Source organism: Pedococcus sp. P2_F6 (assembly GCF_056403675.1).
Genome location: NZ_JBFUEZ010000003.1, coordinates 394,389 through 412,382 on the forward strand (window position 1 = coordinate 394,389; position 17,994 = coordinate 412,382).

The window sequence follows — 17,994 nt, forward strand, 5'->3', positions numbered from 1 at the left end:
CAAGGGGGCTGTCGGTGCTGGGATTCCCGCGGATCCGCTGCGGATCTCTGACAAACTCGGCCTTGTGCCGGAGCTGCCCGAGGTCCAGGCGCTCGTCGACTTCCTCGCCGAGCGGACCGTCGGGCTCGCCGTGACAGGGGTCGAGCTCGGGTCCTTCTCGGTGCTGAAGACCTTCGACCCGCCACCGCAGGCGCTCAGCGGAGCTCCCGTCGACGCTGTGTCCCGGCACGGCAAGTTCGTCGACATCGACTGCGACGGAGTGCATCTCGTCTTCCACCTCGCCCGCGCCGGCTGGTTGCGGTGGTCCGACGCGATGCCCAACACGGTGCTGCGTCCGGGCAAGTCACCGATCGCCCTGCGCACCCGGTTCTCCGATGCGTCCGGCTTCGACCTCACCGAAGCGGGCACCAAGAAGCGTCTCGCCGCCTATCTCGTCCGTGACCCGCACGACGTCCCCGGGATTGCCTCCCTCGGACCCGATCCGATGGCTGACGAGTTCACCCGTGAGGCGTTCGGGGCGTTGTTCTCCGGGCGACGCTCACAGATCAAGGGGCTGCTGCGCGACCAGGGGTTCATCGCCGGGATCGGCAACGCCTACTCCGACGAGATCCTCCACGTCGCCAGGATGTCGCCCTTCGCGATGGCCGCCAGCCTCGACGACGAGGCCGTGGATCGCCTGTATGCCGCGTTGCGGGGAACGCTGTCCGCGGCCGTCGCGACCGCCTCGGGCAAGCCGGCCAAGGAGCTCAAGGACGCCAAGCGCGCGGGGATGAGGGTGCACGGCCGCACCGGGGAGACCTGCCCGGTCTGCGGCGACGTGGTGCGCGAGGTGTCGTTCGCCGACTCGTCGTTGCAGTACTGCGCGACCTGCCAGACCGGTGGCAAGCCGCTGGCCGACCGTCGGATGTCCCGCCTCCTCAAGTAGCGGTGTCCCGGACCCCGTGCGATCGCACGGCCAGGGCGGCGAGCTGGATTCGGCTCGACGTACCGGTCTTGTGGAGCAGGTTGGAGACGTGGACGCTCACCGTCTTCTCACTGATGAACAGGTGGCGCGCCACCTGCGCATAGGTCTCCCCGGCGACGATGTGGTCCAGGATCTCGGCCTCGCGCGGGGTCAGGGCCACGCCCACCAGCTCGGTGACCGGCTCGGCTGCGGGGTGGTGCTCGCCGGGGTCGACCAGGGAGAGGTGCGCCTGCAGGGCCAGCTGTTCGACGAGGGCAACCAGCGGGGCCGCCCGGAGCTCGTCGCCGATGGCAGCCGCTCGGCCCAGCGCGTCGGCCGCCCTCTCGCGACCCTTCGGCTCTGCCAGGAGCGTCCGGCCGAGGAAGTACAGCGACCTGGCGTGGTCGAACCGGAGTCCGGCCCGGTCGGTCGCCTCAGCCGCCGCCTGCCACAAGGGCAGCGACGTCGGGTCCTCGCCGTGGCACCTGGCCCGGTCTGCGGCGTAGAGAGCGCCCCACGCCGGGTGGACGGCGTCCTCCAGCCCGGAGGGCAGGAACGGCGGCGGCGAGCCACCACGCAGGGACTCGATGCGCTCCAGCCAGGAGATCGCGGAGGTCCTCGGTTCGTCGGACGCGCCCGCACCGGCGTCCGCCAGGTCGGCTGCGGCGCGCGCCGCCAGCCGGAGGAGTTCGTCGGCCACGGAGTGGTCGAGGGCGACGGCCTGGGTCATCCAGGTCTCGACCAGCTCGAGGGTGCGTCGAGGTCGTCCGAGCTCGAGGGCGACCAGCATCTCGCTCAGGATGAACTCGTCCCCCAGGCCGCTGACGGGCATCAGCTCCCTGGCGCGGGACAGGTGCGCGTCGGCTGCGGCTACGTCGCCCTCCAGGGCGCTGAGCACGGCCGCGCCGCACCGGGCGGCCGCTCCCCAGCGGGTGTTCAGCCGCAGGGCCAGCGTTTCGCGGATGATGGAGCGCGCAACGTCCCACTGGCCGAGCTGGACCAGCGTCAGCGCTGCGCGCGCACCGGTGCAGGAGATGCCCTGGGCGCTGCCGCGCTCCCGCATGAGCGCAAAGACCTCGCGCGAGAGCGACGCCGACGCTGCGAGCTGTCCCACGGACTCGAAGCTGTTGCAGACGTTGACCGACACCCTGATGAGCAGCTCGGTCTCGTCGACCCCACGGGCCAGAGCCCACGCCCGCTCCGCATCGACGACGCCGTCATGGGTGCCCCACGACGTCTGCGCGCGCACCACCAGAGCCCAGGCGAGGGCGTCGTCGGCACCCAGTGCCTCGGCAAGGTGGACGGCCTCCGCTGCGTGTCCCGCACCGGCGGCGATCCCCTCGAAGACCTCGAAGTTGGCCAGGTGCGCGAGCGCGAGCACCCGTTCCTTCGAGTCCGGGAAGGGGTCGGTCAGGGCGACGGCTCGCTCGAAGTCGGCGACCACGGCCGACGAGCTGCCGGTGATGTTGGTCCCCTTGGCGAAGTTCAGCGCCATCAGGACGCGGCAGGCGGCCAGGGGCCCCTCCTGGGGATCGACGGCCGAGAGCGCCCGCTCGTAGAACTCCACGGCCAGGGCCGGTCTGCCGGCGGCGATCAGGCACCGCCCGGCCCTCGTGAGCAGCTCGGTCCTGGACGGCCTCGACTCAGCCGGAACCAGCTCGAGCAGGTCGCCGGCCGTGGCGAGGTGTGTCGCCTCCTCGCTGATCGCGTGGAGCCTGAGGGCTTCGTCCGCGGCGCGCAGAGCCCATCTGAAGGCCGGTTCCACGTCCTCGGCGGCGGCGTAGTGCAGGGCGAGGTGGGTCGCGCGCTCGGCGTCCGTGACGCCTTCGGCGGCCTCCCAGCCGGCGGCGAAGGCGCGATGGACCTCGGGGAGCTCCCACGGGGGCAGCGTCGTGACCACCACCTCGGCCAGCAGGGGGTGGCGGAACCAGACGTCCTCACGGTCCTGAACGACGGTGATGCCCTCGCCGACCGCCTCGCTCACGGCGGCCGTCACCTCGTCGGCCGCCATTCCACGCCGTCGGGCGAGGTCCTCGAGCACGCGGAACGCCACGGGACGCCCGGCGACGGCCACCAGCTGGGTGACCGACCTGGCCGTGGGACCGAGTCGGTGCCACGAAGCGAGCAGCGCCTGGGCGAGTCGGCCGCCGGCACCGTCGGTATCGCCGACCTCCTGCGCCACGAGCTCCGCGAGGTAGGGGTTTCCCTCGGAACGGGCAAAAACCCTCTCTGCCAGCGCCATATCGGCCTGCACGCCTGGCAGCCGCAGCACGAGCTGCTCCGTCTCGCCGGCGCTGAGGCGCGAGAGGCGGAGGTGGTGGACGGCGGTGAGGCGTCGCACGTCGGCCAACCAGCCGTACAGCCGGTGCCCATCACCCAGCTCGGTGTCCCGGTAGGTGAGGGCGAGCGTGAGGTGCTGACCCGGGTGCAGTCCGGCGACGATGAAGGAGAGGACATCGAGGGAGCTCGGGTCAGCCCACTGGAGGTCGTCCACGACCACGAGGGTGGGTGCGTCGTCGGCCAGCCGGTCCACGGCACCAGCAAGCTGGAAGAGCAGTCCCTGCGGCCCGGGGTCGGCAACGCCGCCGCGGGGTCCCAGCACGTTGCCGTGGGAAACCGCACCCGGAAACACCCGGTCGAGGGTCTCGGCGCCGACGCCTCGCCCCCAGCGGTCGAATGCCTGGGTGAACGGCAGGTGCGTGGTGACCTCGGCCCCGAACCGGAGGCACTGGCCGAACAGGACGTGGAACCCTCGCGCCTGTGCGCGCTCGACCAGGTCGCGGACGAGGCTGGTCTTGCCGATGCCGGGCTCGCCGTGGAGCAGCGTCGCCCCCGGCTTCCCAGCCACGGCTTCGTCCAGCGCGCGGAGTAGCCGCGCCTGTTCGGCAGCGCGTCCCACCAGTGGCCGTGGGGGGTCCATCTCCCGATCATCCACCCGTGGCCGGCGTCCCGTCGTCCGCTCGTCCGTCACCGAGCAGCGTCCACGGACTCTAGAGGGTGAGAGAACGGCGACGAGACGTCTGAGGGGGACTGTGAGGCCTGCACGGGCAGTCCTCCGGGCTCTGGGCGCTTCCCTCTTCCTCTGTGTGGTCCTCGTGGTCCCGGTCACGGCCATCGACAAGCCCCTCGACTCGACCAGCCTGACCGTGGTCGGACTGGTCGCGATCGCGGTCGGAGCGTTCACCTATCGTCACGCGCGGCACGGTCGCGCGCGGGGCGACGCCAAGGACTGAGGCTCGTGGTCCACCGCTGGCCCACTTCTCGCCGGGGTCAGTCCCGGAGCAGCACCGTGGCTGCGTCGAGGAAGGTCTCGGCTGCCTCGTCGTCGTCGAACCACCGCAGGTAGAGGCCGGTGGTGACCCGCTCGACGAAGGCCCACTGCCCCACCCGCTCGGGGTCGGTGCCGGTGAGCTCGGCCGCGTGCGCACACAGGGCCTCGTGCCGCTCGCGGGCCAGGGAATGGTCACGGCTGGCCAGGACCTCCCTGCTGAAGTCACGCAGGGTCACGCCGACGTCGTACTCGGGCTCGCACCGGAACCCGTCGGGGTCGACGAGCTTGTAGCGCGGGATCCCGTTGGCCTGCAACGCATTGCCGGGGTGGGGGTCGCCGTGGCAGAGGACGTCGCGCGCGGGATCGCGGGTCGCCGACAGGTGACGGGCCAGCTCGTGGGCGCGGTCCAGTGCTGCGCCCCAACGCTCCTCGTCGTCGCCCCGACGGAACCGGCGCACGATCCCCGCCAGCACCGCGGCCTTGTCCTCCCCGGCAGCGACCTCGGGAGCCAGGGACACCGGCACCTCCCACGCCAACCGCAGCGTGGCGGCCAGGTGGTCGACCTGGGTCACCGCAGGCAGCCGCGAGGAGGCGAGGCTGGGACCGAGGCGTTCCAGCAGCACGGCGCCGTGAGGGGCGTCGGACGCCAGCACCGCGGCATACCCGCGCCCGTGTCCTGCCTCGAGAGTGGCGACCTGGGCCGTGAAGCCGGGGCCCACCTGCTCGATCTTGAGGACCGCAGGCGTCCCGTCGGCGTCGACGGCGACCACGGGGACGCCCAGGCCTTCGGCGTACACCTCGCCGAGGGTGAGCGACCAGCGCTCGACCAGGTCCGCGAGCAGCTCGGGCAGGCCGTCGAGCACCGGCACGAGAGCGGGATGGTCGCCCACCTGGGCGCGAGCCGTGGCCACCACCCGGGCGATCGCCGCCGCGCTGCTCGTCATGGCCACACTGTGCCGCCCGCGGGGACGGTCTGCCCACTGGATTTCCGCGCGGTCTGGCGGGGGTGTTTCATTGGGGGCATGACCATCCCCCAGGTTCCCGTCACGGACGTCCACGACCACGCCGTACTGCTCGACGTGCGCGAGCAGGACGAATGGGACGCGGGCCACGCACCCGGTGCCCTGCACATCCCGCTCGGCGAGCTGCCGTCCAGGCTCGGCGAGCTGCCGGACACCGATGCGGGCACGCTCGCCGTGGCCTGCCGCGGTGGTGGCCGTTCGTCGAGGGCCGTGGCGTGGCTGTCGCAACAGGGTTTCGACGTCGCCAACCTCGACGGCGGCATGAAGGCGTGGCAGGGCGCGGGCAAGCAGCTCGTCGCCGACTCGGGCTCCGCCACGGTCAAGTAGGTCACGGCCATGGCGTGGTTCGGCCGGGGCCGCGACGACTCCGCTGCTGACGTGCCCCAGACGGAGGAGCGCACGCTCCCCGATGCCGGTGACACGCTCGACCCGGGCGCTTCGCTGCGCCCGCTGGTGGACCCGCTCGGTGACGGTGAGCGAGGCCGGATCACCGCCGCCCTGGAGTCGCTGACCGCCGAAGGAGTCGACGTCGACGACCTCGACTCGCTCAGTGCCGGCCTCGACCGGGCGTATGCCGCGTGGTCGGCCGCGCCGGAGGACGACCGTCCCGACCACGCCGCCGTCGTGGAGCGCTACGCGGTGGGGATCGGCGAGCACCTCGACCGCCACACCGACCTCGACTGGCAGGTGGTCACCGATGTCTTCGGGACCGACCTGTCGCTGACCGAGGGTTTCAAGGGTTCGTTCGTCGTCGTCCCGCACAACCTGGTGGCGGGACGCTGGATGCGCGGCGAGACCGGCTGGATCCCTGCCGTGGTGGGGCACATCGTCCGCCGCCGCACCCGCGACTGACGCGCAGCGAGGAGGAGGGTGGGCCGCGCAGACCCGCGCGACCCACCCCCAGGTCTCACCAGCGGACGGACGTCGAGACGCTCGCCTGTCCCCCGAGCCAGCTGTGCGCTGCCGCGATGAGGCCGTCCCCGACGACCTTGGCCTTCTTGTGCTCGGCGCCGGCGTACGCGAGGTCGGCCTTGTCGAAGTAGGCGTTCACGCTGAGGCTGGCGTCGATGATGTGGGCGCAGGCCTCACCGGTGGTGCTGATGGTGAGCTCTTCGCCGGGGCTGACCTGCAGGACCGCGTGGACGTCGACCGGCTCGCAGGTACCCGGGACGGTCGGGAAGGTGCCGTCGGAGGCGGTGACGACCAGGTCGAGCGCGCCTCCGAGTGGCCCTGAGGTCGGCCCGTCGAAGTGCCAGCTCGAGGCGGACACGCTCGGGGTGCCGTCGAAGAGGCTGCGGTCGAGACGCTCGACGGTGGCGGCGTGAGCGCTGGCAGGGACGAGTGCCACGAGCGCGAAGGTGGCGCTGGCGACGGCGGTGATGGTGCGGACGTTCATGGGATGACTCCAGTGATCCTTGGTCTGGCCGGGCGGTCCGGCGCTGTTGGTGGGACCACTGTGGCCAGTGCCTCTTGGGCGGCACTTGGGCTGGACTTGAAGCCGGACTTGAGCTCGACCTGCCTCCGACCCGAAACCGTCGAGGGCGACACGATCGGTGCGTATCCCGAAATCTCAGGGAAACGCTAGAAACCCCCATAGCCTGCGATCGTGGACCCGATACGGAACCCGTACGCGCCCGGAGCCGGCCAGCGCCCGCCCGAGCTCGCCGGTCGTGACGAGCAGCTGCACGCCTTCGACGTGGTGCTCGAACGCATCGCGCGCGGTCGGCCCGAGCGGTCGATCGTCCTCACCGGCTTGCGTGGGGTCGGCAAGACGGTGCTGCTGAACGCCCTGCGCTCGGCCGCCGTCCGCGCCCGCTGGGGGACCGGCAAGCTCGAGGCGCGTCCCGACCAGGGCCTGCGCCGGCCGTTGTCCGCGGCGTTGCACGTGGCGGTCCGGGAGCTCGGGCATCCCGCGGGCGACGAGGTGGACCACGTCCTCGGGGTGATCAAGGCCTTTGCCCAGCGCGATGCCGCTCCGGGCGCCAAGCTGCGGGAGAAGTGGAACCCGGGCATCGACGTTCCCGTGGCCAGTGGCCGCGCGGACTCCGGCGACATCGAGATCGACCTGGTCGAGCTCCTCACCGACGTGGGCGGGCTGGCGGCCGACGTGGGCCGGGGTGTCGCGATCTTCATCGACGAGATGCAGGACCTGTCCCCCGACGACGTGTCGGCGATCTGTGCGGCCTGCCACGAGATCTCCCAGTCGGGCCTGCCGGTCATCGTCGTGGGTGCCGGGCTCCCGCACCTCCCGGCGGTGCTGTCCGCGTCGAAGTCCTACTCCGAGCGCCTGTTCCGCTACCAACGCATCGACCGGCTCGACCGCGCCGCGGCCGACCTCGCCCTCGTCGCGCCGGCCGCCGACGAGGAGGCCGAGTTCACGCCCGAGGCGTTGGACGCGATGTATGCCGCCACCGCCGGCTACCCGTACTTCGTCCAGGCCTACGGCAAGGTCGCGTGGGACGTCGCCCCGCGCTCGCCGATCACGGCCGAGGACATCACGGTGGCCGCACCCGAGGCAGAGGCGGAGCTGGCGGTGGGGTTCTTCGGGTCCCGGTTCGAACGGGCCACACCTGCCGAGCGGGAGTACCTGCGAGCCATGGCGGACGCTGCGCTGACGCTGGCCGAAGCCGGTGAGGAGGTCGACGAGACCGAGTCGGTGCCGACCGCCTCGGTGGCGCAGGTCCTTGACCGCAAACCGCAATCCCTCTCTCCCGCAAGGGATGCGCTGCTCAAGAAGGGCCTGATCTACTCCGGTGAGCGAGGCCGGATCGCGTTCACCGTCCCCCACTTCGGCCGCTACCTGCGCTCCGCCAGCTGAGGTAGGTCATCACGAGGGCGACCGGTCTACCGTGAGGAGCAGGGCTCGCCCGTCCTGGGCCTGGCCTGAGCGACGTCGGGTGGAGGTGCCTCGATGAGCAGAGTCTTCACGGCGGCTGCGGTGCAGGCGTCCTACGTGCTCATGGATCGCGAGGCGACGACCGACAAGGTCGTGCAGCTCATCGCGGAGGCCGCCGCTCGGGGCGCCGAGCTGATCGTGTTCCCCGAGGTCTTCGTGCCCGGCACGCCGATCTGGATCGACTCGGTCCCCATCTGGGACGGCGACGAGGCCTGGTTCGCCCGCCTCGTCGACCAGGCGGTCGTCGTACCAGGGCCGACCACGGAACGGATCGGCGCCGCCGCCCGGGAGGCGGCGGCATACGTGGTGGTCGGTGTCGACGAGCGGGAGCCGCACGGGACCACGATCTACAACACGCTCCTGTACTTCGGGCCGGATGGACGACTGCTCAACAAGCACCGCAAGCTGATGCCCACGGGATCCGAGCGGACGGTGTGGGGGATGGGTGACGGCTCGATGCTCGACGTGGTGCCCACCGACCTGGGCCGGGTGGGTGGCCTCATCTGCTGGGAGAACTACATGCCGCTGGCGCGCTTCCACCAGTACGCCCAGGGGGTCGAGATCTGGGTCGCGCCCACCCTGGCCCAGGGTGACGGCTGGATCGCGACGATGCGGCACATCGCCCGGGAGGGTCGGGTGTGGGTGCTCGGGGTGAACCCCTGCCTGCGCGTGGACCAGATCCCTGTCGACTTCCCGGACCGCGACCGCGTGTGGCGGGCTCAGGAGGGTGCCGAGGCCGAGTGGGTCGAGCCGGGCAACAGCGTGATCTGCAATCCCAACGGCGAGATCGTCGCCGGTCCGCTGCGTCACGAGGAGGGCATCCTCACCGCGGAGGTCGACCTCACCGCGGTGGCCTCCGGACGACGGATGTTCGACCCCGTCGGCCACTACCACCGCCCCGACGTCTTCCAGCTGACCGTCGACACACGACGTCAGCGCGCCGTCACCGTCCTGTCCGAGGAGACCGCTTCGCAGGGAGGGTGACCCTGGGGCCTCACCCGAACGGCGGCGGGCCGAGCAGCACGATCCCGCCATTCGCCTGCGCGGAGGCGCGGACCCGGTCGAAGTCGACGACACCGTCTGCGCCGTCGACCCCGTCCTCGGCCAGCGGTTCACTCGCATCCCAGTAGAACGCCTCGCAGCACCCCGGCGTGTGCAGGAACAGGATCTTCGCGCTCGCCGACAGCACCCGGAAGGCGTGCGGCACTCCCCGTGGTGCGACCGCGACACCGCCGGCACCGACGTGGTGGTCGACTCCGTCGACGTGCATGAGGATCTCGCCCTCAAGCACCAGCGCGGTCTCGTCGGAGTCCGGATGGGTATGCAGCGGGGTCGCCTTCCCGCCGGACATCGAGTCCTCGAACAGCAGGAAGGCGCCGTTGCTCTCGTGGGCGCGCACCTTCCAGGTGTGGACGCCGCCGCCGAAGAACCAGCGACGCTCTCCTTCGCCCTCGGCCCTGATGATGGCTGCGGGAACCGTGGTCGTGCTGGACATGACGCCCACTTTCGTCGGACTTGCGTGGGGATCGGAGTCGACCGGAGTCGCCGTGTGGCCACGCCGGTCGGACACACCGTCCGTGAGACTGGAGTCTCATGATGAGACTGACGTATCATGAACGGTGTGTCAATGCCCTACGAGACCCACGGCCGGACCGGTCAGAAGAGCCGCACCCGCAGGGCGCTCGTCGACGCCGCGCGCGCCATGGTGGCCAGGGGTGAGATCCCGACCGTCGACCAGGCCGCCGTCGCGGCCTCGGTGTCGCGCGCCACGGCATACCGCTATTTCCCCAACCACGGGTCCCTCCTGGCTGCCGCCCATCCCGAGACCGGCGCGCGTTCCTTGCTCGGCGACGACCCTCCCGCGGAGCCTGCCGCGCGGCTCGACATCGTCATCCGCGCCTTCACGACGCTGATCGTGCAGACCGAGGCCCAGCAGCGCACCATGCTGCGGCTGTCCCTCGAGCCCCGTGACGCAGACGGCTCGCCGCTGCCCTTGCGGCAGGGTCGGGCGATCGCCTGGATCACCGAGGCCCTCGAACCGCTGCGCGGACAGCTCGGCGACCAGGCGCTGCACCGGCTCGTTCTGGCGATCCGCAGTGCCGCCGGGATCGAAGCGCTGGTCTGGCTCACCGACATTGCGGGACTGTCGCGGGACGAGGCTGCGGACCTGATGTGCGAGTCGGCCCAGGCGCTGCTGACGAGGGCGATCGCTAGCCCCAGTGCGGCGGTCCGGACGTCGGCTGGCTAGCACGAGATCTTGCGTTGCCGGTCCGCAGGGCCGGGTGTAGCGTCCCAAGGTCCGGACAAAGTAGTCCGAAAACCTCGGGCGAACCGTCCAGACCACCCAGGCGACGCCACCCGGCGCCGCTCCCCCTTCTGGGTCGGAGGACGACGATGTCTCGATCTCACGTTGCCGGTGCAACAGCGCTGCTGCTGGGAGTGGCCGTCATGGCGGCACAGGTGCCCGCCACTGCCACGCCGAGGGGAGGGGGGACCGCAGCGGCGGTCGCCGCGGCCGGCGACGAGCTGTCGGTGAGCACGCGCCTGGCCGACCGACGGGAGGTCTCGGCCGGCACCCGCGCCTACTCCATCGGCTTCGAGGACGGCCGGTTCTACGCGAACGGCTGGCACATCACGGGTGAGATGGGCGGCGTCTGGACACCTCCGATGAAGATGGTCGACGGCGTGTGGTTCGGCCTCGACGACCAGTGGGTGGGGCCCGCGACGAAGTTCACGAGCGGATGGGGCTACAGCCGCTACGACCTGCCCGACACCGCAGGCCTCAAGGTCGCGCGCACGGACTTCGTGCCTGACGGCGTGCGTGGTGCGCTCTTCGGCCTGACCGTGACCAACCCGGGTGCGGCCCGGACGGCCAAGCTCTCGGTCGACGCCCACTCCGAGCTGATGGGCCAGTACCCGTGGGGCTTCGGCGGCGTGACCCCGAACGCGAGCGACAACCTCCAGGACACCGGTGCCTACGACGGCAAGAACCTCGTCTTCACCGACGACGGTGCGCTGCCCGGGGCCCCTGTCCACCACTACGCCGCGGTCGTCGGCACCGCAGCCACCCCGAGCACCGGGCAGATCGGCAGCCAGTTCTACGGAGCCCAGCCCGGCCACCGCTGCACCGGCAACGAGACGGGCGCCCCGGCAGACCCCAAGCCCTCCGCCTGCGACGACGGACCCTTCGGAAAGGGCACCGGCGGCCGGCTGACCTACAGCCTCGACCTGCCGGCCGGCGGCTCGACGACGATCTGGCTGGCCGTCGCCGGCTCCGACCAGGGACTGACCTCGGCCCGTGGCGAGCTCGCCAAGGCGCTGGCCGACCCCGGTGCGGCCCTGGCCGCCAAGAAGGCCTCACGCCTGGCGCTGTCGCAGATGACGCAGCTCTCCCTGCCCGGCGACCCGCTGGTGCAGGACGCAGTGCAGTGGGGCAAGCAGAACATTGCCGACCTCACCCAGACGGCGACCGACCTGCAGATCCGCTGGACCAACCAGGGCAAGCAGTTCCCCGCACCCTCCGGGACCGTCGCCAAGGCGACCTGGATCGGGGCAGGCTTCCCCGACTACCCGTGGATCTTCGGCACGGACGCCGAGTACACCGCGTTCGCATCGGTGTCGGTCGGGCAGTTCGAGGCGATCAAGGACCACCTACGGGCGTTGCGCGAGGTGTCCGACATCCTCAACAACCGCTCGGGCGTCGTGACGCACGAGGTCGTGTCGGACGGGTCGATCTGGTACGGCCAGGACTCCCGCAGCACCAACCCGGACGGCACCACGGCATACAACTTCAACACCGATGAGACGGTGAAGTTCCCCAGCACCGTGGCGCTCCTGTGGCGCTGGACCGGTGACAACGGGTTCCGCGACGAGATGTACGACTTCTCGGTGCGCAACCTCAAGTACGTCACCCGCACCCTCGACGCCGACCACGACGGCTTCCCCGAGGGCCTCGGCAACGTCGAGCGCGGCGGCATGGGCACGGAGAAGCTCGACAACACCGTCTACTACATCCGCGGGCTCTACGACCTGGCCACCATGGCGAAGGCAAAGCACGACGGCCCCACCTTCTCGTGGGCCAACACCCTCGCCCGCCAGATCAGCGACCGCTTCGACGGGGCGTGGTGGTATGCCGCGGCGTCCCAGTACGCCGACTCGCTCACCGATCCCGGCAACGTTCAGTCGTTCCAGAAGCACTGGATCGGCCAGACGCCGATGGAGGCCGAGCTGCAGGTCAACGGGCGCACCGTGCCCGGCCTCGCGCCGTTCGCCCACGGGAACACCGCGCTCGCCGGCCGCGAGGACCCCTGCTACAGCGGGACGGCTCCCCTGTCTACCGGCCTGTTCCACACGGGGTGCGGCGGTGGCCAGAACGGCCAGGGCGAGAAGGTCGTCTTCGGCCTGACCACGTCGATCCAGTCGATCGGTGAGGGCAACTACGGCCGGCTCGGTGCCGGACAGCAGCAGCGCTACACGCACGCCCTGGCCGACCCGATGTTCGCCGAGCCCGCCACGGGCGGGACACCTGACGAGCAGCCGGGCGCGATGCCCGAGATCTTCCCCTCGCCGGACCAGGGCGCCAACATCGACCGCTGCTGGACCTGCCGCTCGATGTTCATGCAGGCGTGGGGCAACTACGGCACCGCGTGGGCGGTCGTCCACCAGTGGCTCGGCCTCCAGCCCGACCTCGGCAACGGCGAGTTGGTCGTGGTGCCGCAGGTACCGGCCGGTCAGCCATCGGCCTCCGGTGAGCACATCCGGCTGGGCGGCGGGTTCGCCGGCGTGACGGCCTCCGTCCTTGGTTCGCGCTACACGACGACCCTTGCCGTCGACAGCGCCGTCGGGGCCGACAAGGTCTGGATCGGGCACACCGTCCCGCGCGGCAGCACGGTGACCCAGGTCGTGCTCGACGGGCGGGTGCTGTCCGACTGGACCAGCCGTACGACCAACCGTGGCCTCGAGGTGACCGTCCCGACCAAGGCCGGCTCGCACACCCTGGTGGTGACGGCCTCCTGAACCATGCCGTGGCAACGCCGTTCTGCGCAATGGCGTTGCCACGGTTGGTGCGAGGCGTCAGCCGAGGCGCTGGGCGAGTGAGACCACGAGCCCTTCCGGCCCCCGGACGTACGCCATCCGCCAGGAGCCCTCGTACTCGCCGACGCCCCCGACCAGTCCGTAGCCCTGTGTCGCAGCCCAGTCCACAGCTGCCTGCAGGTCATCGACCTCGAAGGACACGTTGCGCAACCCCAGCTCGTTGGCCATGGCGGCCGGGGAGCCGGGCACGGAGTCGGGTCGCACGAACCTCGCGAGCTCCAGGCGGGTGCCATCGCCGGGTGGCTTCAACATGACGATCTCGGTGCGGGAGCCGGGAATGCCGCAGACCGTGTCGAGGAACTCGCCCTCGACGAAGGTCCTGCCCTCGACCTCCAGGCCCAGCGCCACGAAGAAGTCGGTCACGAGGTCGAGATCCGCGACCGTGATGCCGATGTGGTCGAAGCGTCGTAGGTGCGACATGGGCCCGTCCTCCCGTCGTGCCGATTGCGCATCCGCAACCCGAAAGCGCCTTCGCAACGGTAGGGCACCTCGCGTCGGGCTCCGACACCTGACACAGTGACTCGATGCTGAACGAGGTGGCCGACGGTGTCTGGGTGCGGCAGAGCGAGTGGGTCTGGAGCAACGCCATCGTGGTTCGCGGAGAGGCCGGGTTGACCGTCGTCGATCCCGGCATCGACGGCTCCGACCTCGACCAGCTCGCCGATGACGTGGACGGGCTCGGCATCCCGGTGGTCGCGGGGTTCTGCACCCATCCCCACTGGGACCACCTGCTCTGGCACTCGCGGTTCGGAGACGTCCCGCGCTACGCCACCGCTGCCGGCGCCCAGGTTGCCACCGAGGCCCGGGAGCGGGCGCAGGCGATGGCGGCGGAGAGCGCGACGGGCATCCCGCTCGAGCTGGTGGCGCTGCTCACCCCGCTGCCCTCGGACGGGGCACTCGTGCCGGGCGAGATCATCGAGCACCAGGCGCACGCCCCCGGCCACGGGGCGATCCTCCTGGCGGACCGTGGCGTCCTGATCGCGGGTGACATGCTCTCGGACGTCCTGATCCCGCTCCTCGACGCCCGCCGTCCTGGTCAGCTGGACGCCTATGAGTCGGCACTCGACCGGCTGGGTGAGGCTGCCCGGCAGGTCGAGGTCGTGGTCCCGGGCCACGGCGCGGTGGCGCGGGGGGTCGAGGTCGCGGTCCGCTTCGAGGCCGATCGTGCCTACCTCGACGCACTCCGGCGAGGAGAGGAACCGGCCGACGCGCGTCTGCAGCAGCACGACTGGCTCTCCGTCCCGCACCAGTCCAACGTGCAACAGGTCCGAGACCCAGCCGGCTGAACCCGGCGTGCTCGGGACGGTCGACGTGGTTTGACCAAGGCATAGGATCAAGCCACGTGTCGCTCGGCGGAGGAGCAGATCTGATGGCCGTCCAACTGCCTGATGAGGAGCGAGAGTGGGCTGCTGAGAAGCGCGACTTCGTTGCGGACCGGCGTGACGAGCTGGCGGCGCGGCGCGACCGAACTGGCGATGCGAGGGACCGGACAGCCGCCACGCGGGAGGCGGCGCTGGACGAGCGGGAGTTGCGCGTGGACGTCCGCGCGGCCGAGCTCGGTGCCCCGCCTGACGGTGCCGAGGCGGGAGCGCAGCACGTCGATGCCCGCGCTGCTCGGGAGCAGGCGCGGCAGGACCGTGACGAGCTGGCGGGCGAGCGCGATGCTGCCGCTGGTGCTCGCGACGAGGCGACACAGCTGCGAACGGAGGCCACTCCGACCACGCGGCTGGCGTCGGCGTTCGCCGCCATTGCGGAGCATCTCTACGCAGCCGACTCCTTCGATGATGTCCTTCTGCGGATCGCCCAGACCGCGGTGAGCACGGTTGCGGGCTGCGAGATGGCGAGCGTCACGCTCAGTGGGCGAGGGTCGTATCAGACGGCCGCGACCACGGACCTGGCCGCGTCGGTGGTCGACCAGGCGCAGTACGACGCGCACGAGGGGCCCATCCTGGACGCGGTCGACACCCCGGTCGTCTATGCGCAGTCGTTCCCGGACACCCGCTGGCCCACGCTCGCGTCCCGTCCGGCCGACCTGGGTGCGCACTCAGCCGCTTCCTACCGCCTGGCGGCGGCGGGTCCTGCGACCGCCGGCACCGGAGGATCGCTGAACACCTACGGCACGGAGGCGGATGCGTTCAGCGACGAGGCGCAGCAGATCGGACTCATCCTGGCCGCACACGCGTCGGTGGCTGCCGGGGCGGTCCGTGAACGCGACGCCCTGCAGGATCTGGCAAAGAACCTCAACGAGGCCCTGTTGTCCCGAGATGTCATCGGTCAGGCCAAGGGGATCCTGATGGAGCGGCTCAACCTCAGCCCTGAGGAGGCCTTCGACGTCCTGCGTCGCTCATCCAACCGGCTCAACGAAAAGCTGCACACCCTGGCGCTGCGCCTCGTCGAACCCGAGTCGTAGGCCGAGCCCCGTGCGGCGTCGTGGGCGTACTGTTCCCGCCATGGCGACCTCCGAGCGGTCCACGGAGCTCCTCGGCGGAGTGCTGGAGGATCCTCACCCCATGAGCGAGACCACAGACCACGCCGGACAGAGCCCCCACGCCACGACCAGGGTCGACCTGGGCCACGGCCTCGAGGTCAGCCGACTCGGCTTCGGCGGCATGGCGATCACGCACGTCTACGGCGAGACCGACCCCGCCGAAGGGCTGCGCACCCTCCACCACGCCGTCGACGCAGGCGTCACCTTCATCGACACCGCAGACGTCTACGGCCGTCCACGTGAGGGCGAGTCCGGACCGGCAGGCACCAACGAGGAGCTCGTGGGCGAGCTGCTCCGCACCCGTCGCGACGAGGTGCAGCTCGCGACCAAGTTCGGCATCACCGGCATCCCGAACGACGGGCCTGGCGCGACCGCGGTCCGCGGCGACGCGACATACGTGCGCAGTGCTGCGGAGGCGAGCCTGCGACGTCTCGGGACGGACGTCATCGACCTCTACTACCTGCACCGTCGCGACGTGACCGTCCCCATCGAGGAGACCGTCGGCGCGATGGCCGAGCTCGTCGCAGCGGGCAAGGTGCGCCACCTCGGGCTGTCCGAGGTCACCGCTGACGAGCTGCGTGCGGCCGCCGCGGTCCACCCCATCACCGCGGTGCAGAGCGAGTGGAGCATCTGGTCGCGGGACGTCGAGGACCACGTCGTCCCGGCTGCGCACGAGGTGGGGGCCGGCTTCGTGCCGTACTCGCCGCTCGGGCGCGGGTTCCTCACCGGGGCGATGACGAAGGAGGCCGTAGCCGCCTCGATGCTCAAGGGTCACCCGCGGTTCGACGCCGGCTTCGAGGCCAACCAGCGGGTCGTCGGGGTCGTCACGGCCGTCGCCTCCGAGCTGGGCGCAACTCCCGCCCAGGTCGCGCTGGCGTGGCTGTTCGCCCAGGGCGAGCGCCTCAGTATGCCGGTCGTGCCGATCCCCGGCACCCGTCGCCCTGAGCGCGTGGACGAGAACCTCGGAGCCCTCGCGATCCACCTCGACGCCGACCAGCTGGGGCGGCTGGAGGCCGCTGCCGACCTCGCCGAGGGTGGACGCAACCTCAGCACGGACCCGGCCTGGATCTCGTCCGGGCGCGAGTAGCCGCGTCACCAGTGCAGAGGCTGTAGCCCGGGTTAGGTTGGCGGCCAGAGCCATCCAGCCTGAGGAGCCACCGTGTTCGAACAGCTCGTCGCCGCAGCGCCGCAGGGAGTCGTCGACGACCTCCTCCACCTGGACATGCCTCCGGCGGAGAAGGTCATCCGGACCGTCGCGATCTACCTCGGGATCCTGCTGATCATCCGCGTCGCGGGCAAACGCCTGATGGCACAGATGAACTCGCAGGACCTCGTCGTGGTGCTGTTGCTGTCCAACGTGGTCCAGAACGCCATCATCGGCCAGGACAACTCGCTCGTCGGCGGCCTCCTGGGCGCCGCCGTCCTCGTCCTCGTCAACGCGGGACTGGACCGCTGGTCACTGCGCAGCCCCCGGGTCGCCTGGCTGCTCGACGGTCGGCCCACCGTGGTGGTCGACGACGGAGTGCTCGACTCCCGCGCCCTCGCCCATGTGGGCATGAGTCCCGAGGAGCTCAACAACGCGATCCAGACCCAGGGTGCCGACTCACTCAGTGAGGTGCAGCGGGTCGCGCTCGAACCGGGCGGTTCCATCACCGTCGAGCTGCGGCCCGACGCGCGCAGCGCCACCATCGGCGACCTGCGACGCGCGGTCGACGCGCTCACCGCCCGCCTCGACGCGCAGGGAGGCGCAACCCCTCCCGTCTGATCACCGACCTTCGGGTATGCCGTGCAGTCGCCGGTGCAGCTCCCGCACCTCCTGCTCGAGCTCGGGAGCCGGACCGTCCACCTGGAGCCCCGGCGCAACGGCCTGGATCGCCAGCGGCAGCACGGGGCCTGGCGGCACACCCCACTCGCGGAGCCAGCCGACGAGCTGCCGGGTGGACACGGCATACACGATGCGACCGAGGCCGACCCATGCGTGCGCGGCCGAGCACATCGCGCAGTGCTCGCCGGAGGTGTAGACGGTGCAGGCCGCGCGCTCGTCGGCGGCGAGGTGCTGGGCCGCCCACTTGGCCGCCTCGAACTCCGGGTGACGGGTCTGGTCGCCGTCCTGGACCCGGTTGCGGTCGGCGAACCGCACGGCCCCGGCACCGTCGACGAGCACCGAGCCGAAGGGCTCGTCGCCCGCCTCGAGCCCTTCACGGGCGAGGTCCACGCACTGGCGCAGGTGGGTGAGGTCGACGTCGGAGAGGGACACGCCCCCGATGCTCGCAGACCCAC

General features: G+C 71.1%; 18 protein-coding genes. 12 read left to right on the forward strand and 6 right to left on the reverse strand.

From position 1 onward, the window contains the following. Window positions 1-64: 64 nt before the first annotated feature. Window positions 65-925 carry an Fpg/Nei family DNA glycosylase gene (locus AC1DWP_RS09865; RefSeq protein ID WP_477614285.1) on the forward strand — a complete coding sequence of 287 codons (861 nt, stop codon included), beginning with the start codon at window positions 65-67 and terminating at the stop codon, window positions 923-925. Here AC1DWP_RS09865 and AC1DWP_RS09870 read toward each other — a convergent pair. Beyond that, a complete protein-coding gene (locus AC1DWP_RS09870) occupies window positions 918-3,863 on the reverse strand; it encodes a helix-turn-helix transcriptional regulator (protein WP_477614286.1) in 2,946 nt (981 codons plus the stop codon). The two genes, AC1DWP_RS09865 and AC1DWP_RS09870, sit on opposite strands and share 8 nt — an antisense overlap. Before the next feature lie 112 nt (window positions 3,864-3,975). On the opposite strand from AC1DWP_RS09870, the gene AC1DWP_RS09875 reads away from it, so the two are divergent. Then, window positions 3,976-4,176: a hypothetical protein gene (locus AC1DWP_RS09875; protein WP_477614287.1), complete on the forward strand. Its 201-nt coding sequence runs from the start codon at window positions 3,976-3,978 to the stop codon at window positions 4,174-4,176. A gap of 37 nt (window positions 4,177-4,213) precedes the next feature. On the opposite strand, the gene AC1DWP_RS09880 is transcribed toward AC1DWP_RS09875, so the two are convergent. Next, window positions 4,214-5,158 carry an aminoglycoside phosphotransferase family protein gene (locus AC1DWP_RS09880; protein ID WP_477614288.1) on the reverse strand — a complete coding sequence of 315 codons (945 nt, stop codon included), beginning with the start codon at window positions 5,156-5,158 and terminating at the stop codon, window positions 4,214-4,216. Window positions 5,159-5,236: 78 nt separating this feature from the next. Between AC1DWP_RS09880 and AC1DWP_RS09885 the strand changes: the two genes are divergently transcribed. Together AC1DWP_RS09885 and AC1DWP_RS09890 are read left to right on the forward strand one after the other, a co-directional pair. Then, window positions 5,237-5,563 carry a rhodanese-like domain-containing protein gene (locus AC1DWP_RS09885; protein WP_477614289.1) on the forward strand — a complete coding sequence of 109 codons (327 nt, stop codon included), beginning with the start codon at window positions 5,237-5,239 and terminating at the stop codon, window positions 5,561-5,563. Between the two features lie 9 nt (window positions 5,564-5,572). Further along, a complete protein-coding gene (locus AC1DWP_RS09890; RefSeq protein WP_477614290.1) occupies window positions 5,573-6,088 on the forward strand; it encodes a DUF3806 domain-containing protein in 516 nt (171 codons plus the stop codon). A 55-nt stretch (window positions 6,089-6,143) separates the two neighbouring features. On the opposite strand, the gene AC1DWP_RS09895 is transcribed toward AC1DWP_RS09890, so the two are convergent. Beyond that, window positions 6,144-6,632: a hypothetical protein gene (locus AC1DWP_RS09895; protein WP_477614291.1), complete on the reverse strand. Its 489-nt coding sequence runs from the start codon at window positions 6,630-6,632 to the stop codon at window positions 6,144-6,146. A gap of 210 nt (window positions 6,633-6,842) precedes the next feature. Between AC1DWP_RS09895 and AC1DWP_RS09900 the strand changes: the two genes are divergently transcribed. Together AC1DWP_RS09900 and AC1DWP_RS09905 are read left to right on the forward strand one after the other, a co-directional pair. After that, entirely contained in the window at window positions 6,843-8,054 is a 1,212-nt protein-coding gene (locus AC1DWP_RS09900) for an ATP-binding protein (protein WP_477614292.1), read from the forward strand. Window positions 8,055-8,147: 93 nt separating this feature from the next. Continuing rightward, the gene (locus AC1DWP_RS09905) at window positions 8,148-9,116 is read left to right on the forward strand and encodes a carbon-nitrogen hydrolase family protein (protein ID WP_477614293.1); all 969 of its coding nucleotides are present in this window, start codon (window positions 8,148-8,150) and stop codon (window positions 9,114-9,116) included. 10 nt (window positions 9,117-9,126) lie between these two features. Here the strand turns inward: AC1DWP_RS09905 and AC1DWP_RS09910 are convergent, their stop codons facing one another. Beyond that, entirely contained in the window at window positions 9,127-9,627 is a 501-nt protein-coding gene (locus AC1DWP_RS09910) for a cupin domain-containing protein (RefSeq protein WP_477614294.1), read from the reverse strand. Window positions 9,628-9,759: 132 nt separating this feature from the next. On the opposite strand from AC1DWP_RS09910, the gene AC1DWP_RS09915 reads away from it, so the two are divergent. Together AC1DWP_RS09915 and AC1DWP_RS09920 are read left to right on the forward strand one after the other, a co-directional pair. After that, window positions 9,760-10,380, forward strand: a complete 621-nt coding sequence (locus AC1DWP_RS09915) for a TetR/AcrR family transcriptional regulator (RefSeq protein ID WP_477614615.1) — start codon at window positions 9,760-9,762, stop codon at window positions 10,378-10,380. A 146-nt stretch (window positions 10,381-10,526) separates the two neighbouring features. After that, entirely contained in the window at window positions 10,527-13,148 is a 2,622-nt protein-coding gene (locus tag AC1DWP_RS09920; protein ID WP_477614295.1) for a glucosidase family protein, read from the forward strand. A gap of 57 nt (window positions 13,149-13,205) precedes the next feature. Here AC1DWP_RS09920 and AC1DWP_RS09925 read toward each other — a convergent pair whose 3' ends face one another. Then, a complete protein-coding gene (locus AC1DWP_RS09925; protein ID WP_477614296.1) occupies window positions 13,206-13,646 on the reverse strand; it encodes a VOC family protein in 441 nt (146 codons plus the stop codon). A 104-nt stretch (window positions 13,647-13,750) separates the two neighbouring features. Here AC1DWP_RS09925 and AC1DWP_RS09930 point away from each other — a divergent pair, with 104 nt between their 5' ends. The 4 genes from AC1DWP_RS09930 to AC1DWP_RS09945 all read left to right on the forward strand — a co-directional run bounded on the left by AC1DWP_RS09930 (window position 13,751) and on the right by AC1DWP_RS09945 (window position 17,479). Further along, the gene (locus AC1DWP_RS09930) at window positions 13,751-14,512 is read left to right on the forward strand and encodes an MBL fold metallo-hydrolase (protein ID WP_477614297.1); all 762 of its coding nucleotides are present in this window, start codon (window positions 13,751-13,753) and stop codon (window positions 14,510-14,512) included. A gap of 83 nt (window positions 14,513-14,595) precedes the next feature. Then, window positions 14,596-15,636, forward strand: a complete 1,041-nt coding sequence (locus AC1DWP_RS09935; protein ID WP_477614298.1) for an ANTAR domain-containing protein — start codon at window positions 14,596-14,598, stop codon at window positions 15,634-15,636. A gap of 100 nt (window positions 15,637-15,736) precedes the next feature. Beyond that, the gene (locus tag AC1DWP_RS09940) at window positions 15,737-16,801 is read left to right on the forward strand and encodes an aldo/keto reductase (protein WP_477614299.1); all 1,065 of its coding nucleotides are present in this window, start codon (window positions 15,737-15,739) and stop codon (window positions 16,799-16,801) included. Window positions 16,802-16,873: 72 nt separating this feature from the next. Next, window positions 16,874-17,479: a DUF421 domain-containing protein gene (locus AC1DWP_RS09945; RefSeq protein ID WP_477614300.1), complete on the forward strand. Its 606-nt coding sequence runs from the start codon at window positions 16,874-16,876 to the stop codon at window positions 17,477-17,479. Here the strand turns inward: AC1DWP_RS09945 and AC1DWP_RS09950 are convergent, their stop codons facing one another. Continuing rightward, window positions 17,480-17,971, reverse strand: coding sequence for a nucleoside deaminase (locus AC1DWP_RS09950; protein WP_477614301.1), 492 nt, complete (start codon window positions 17,969-17,971; stop codon window positions 17,480-17,482). Between the last annotated feature and the right edge of the window lie 23 nt (window positions 17,972-17,994).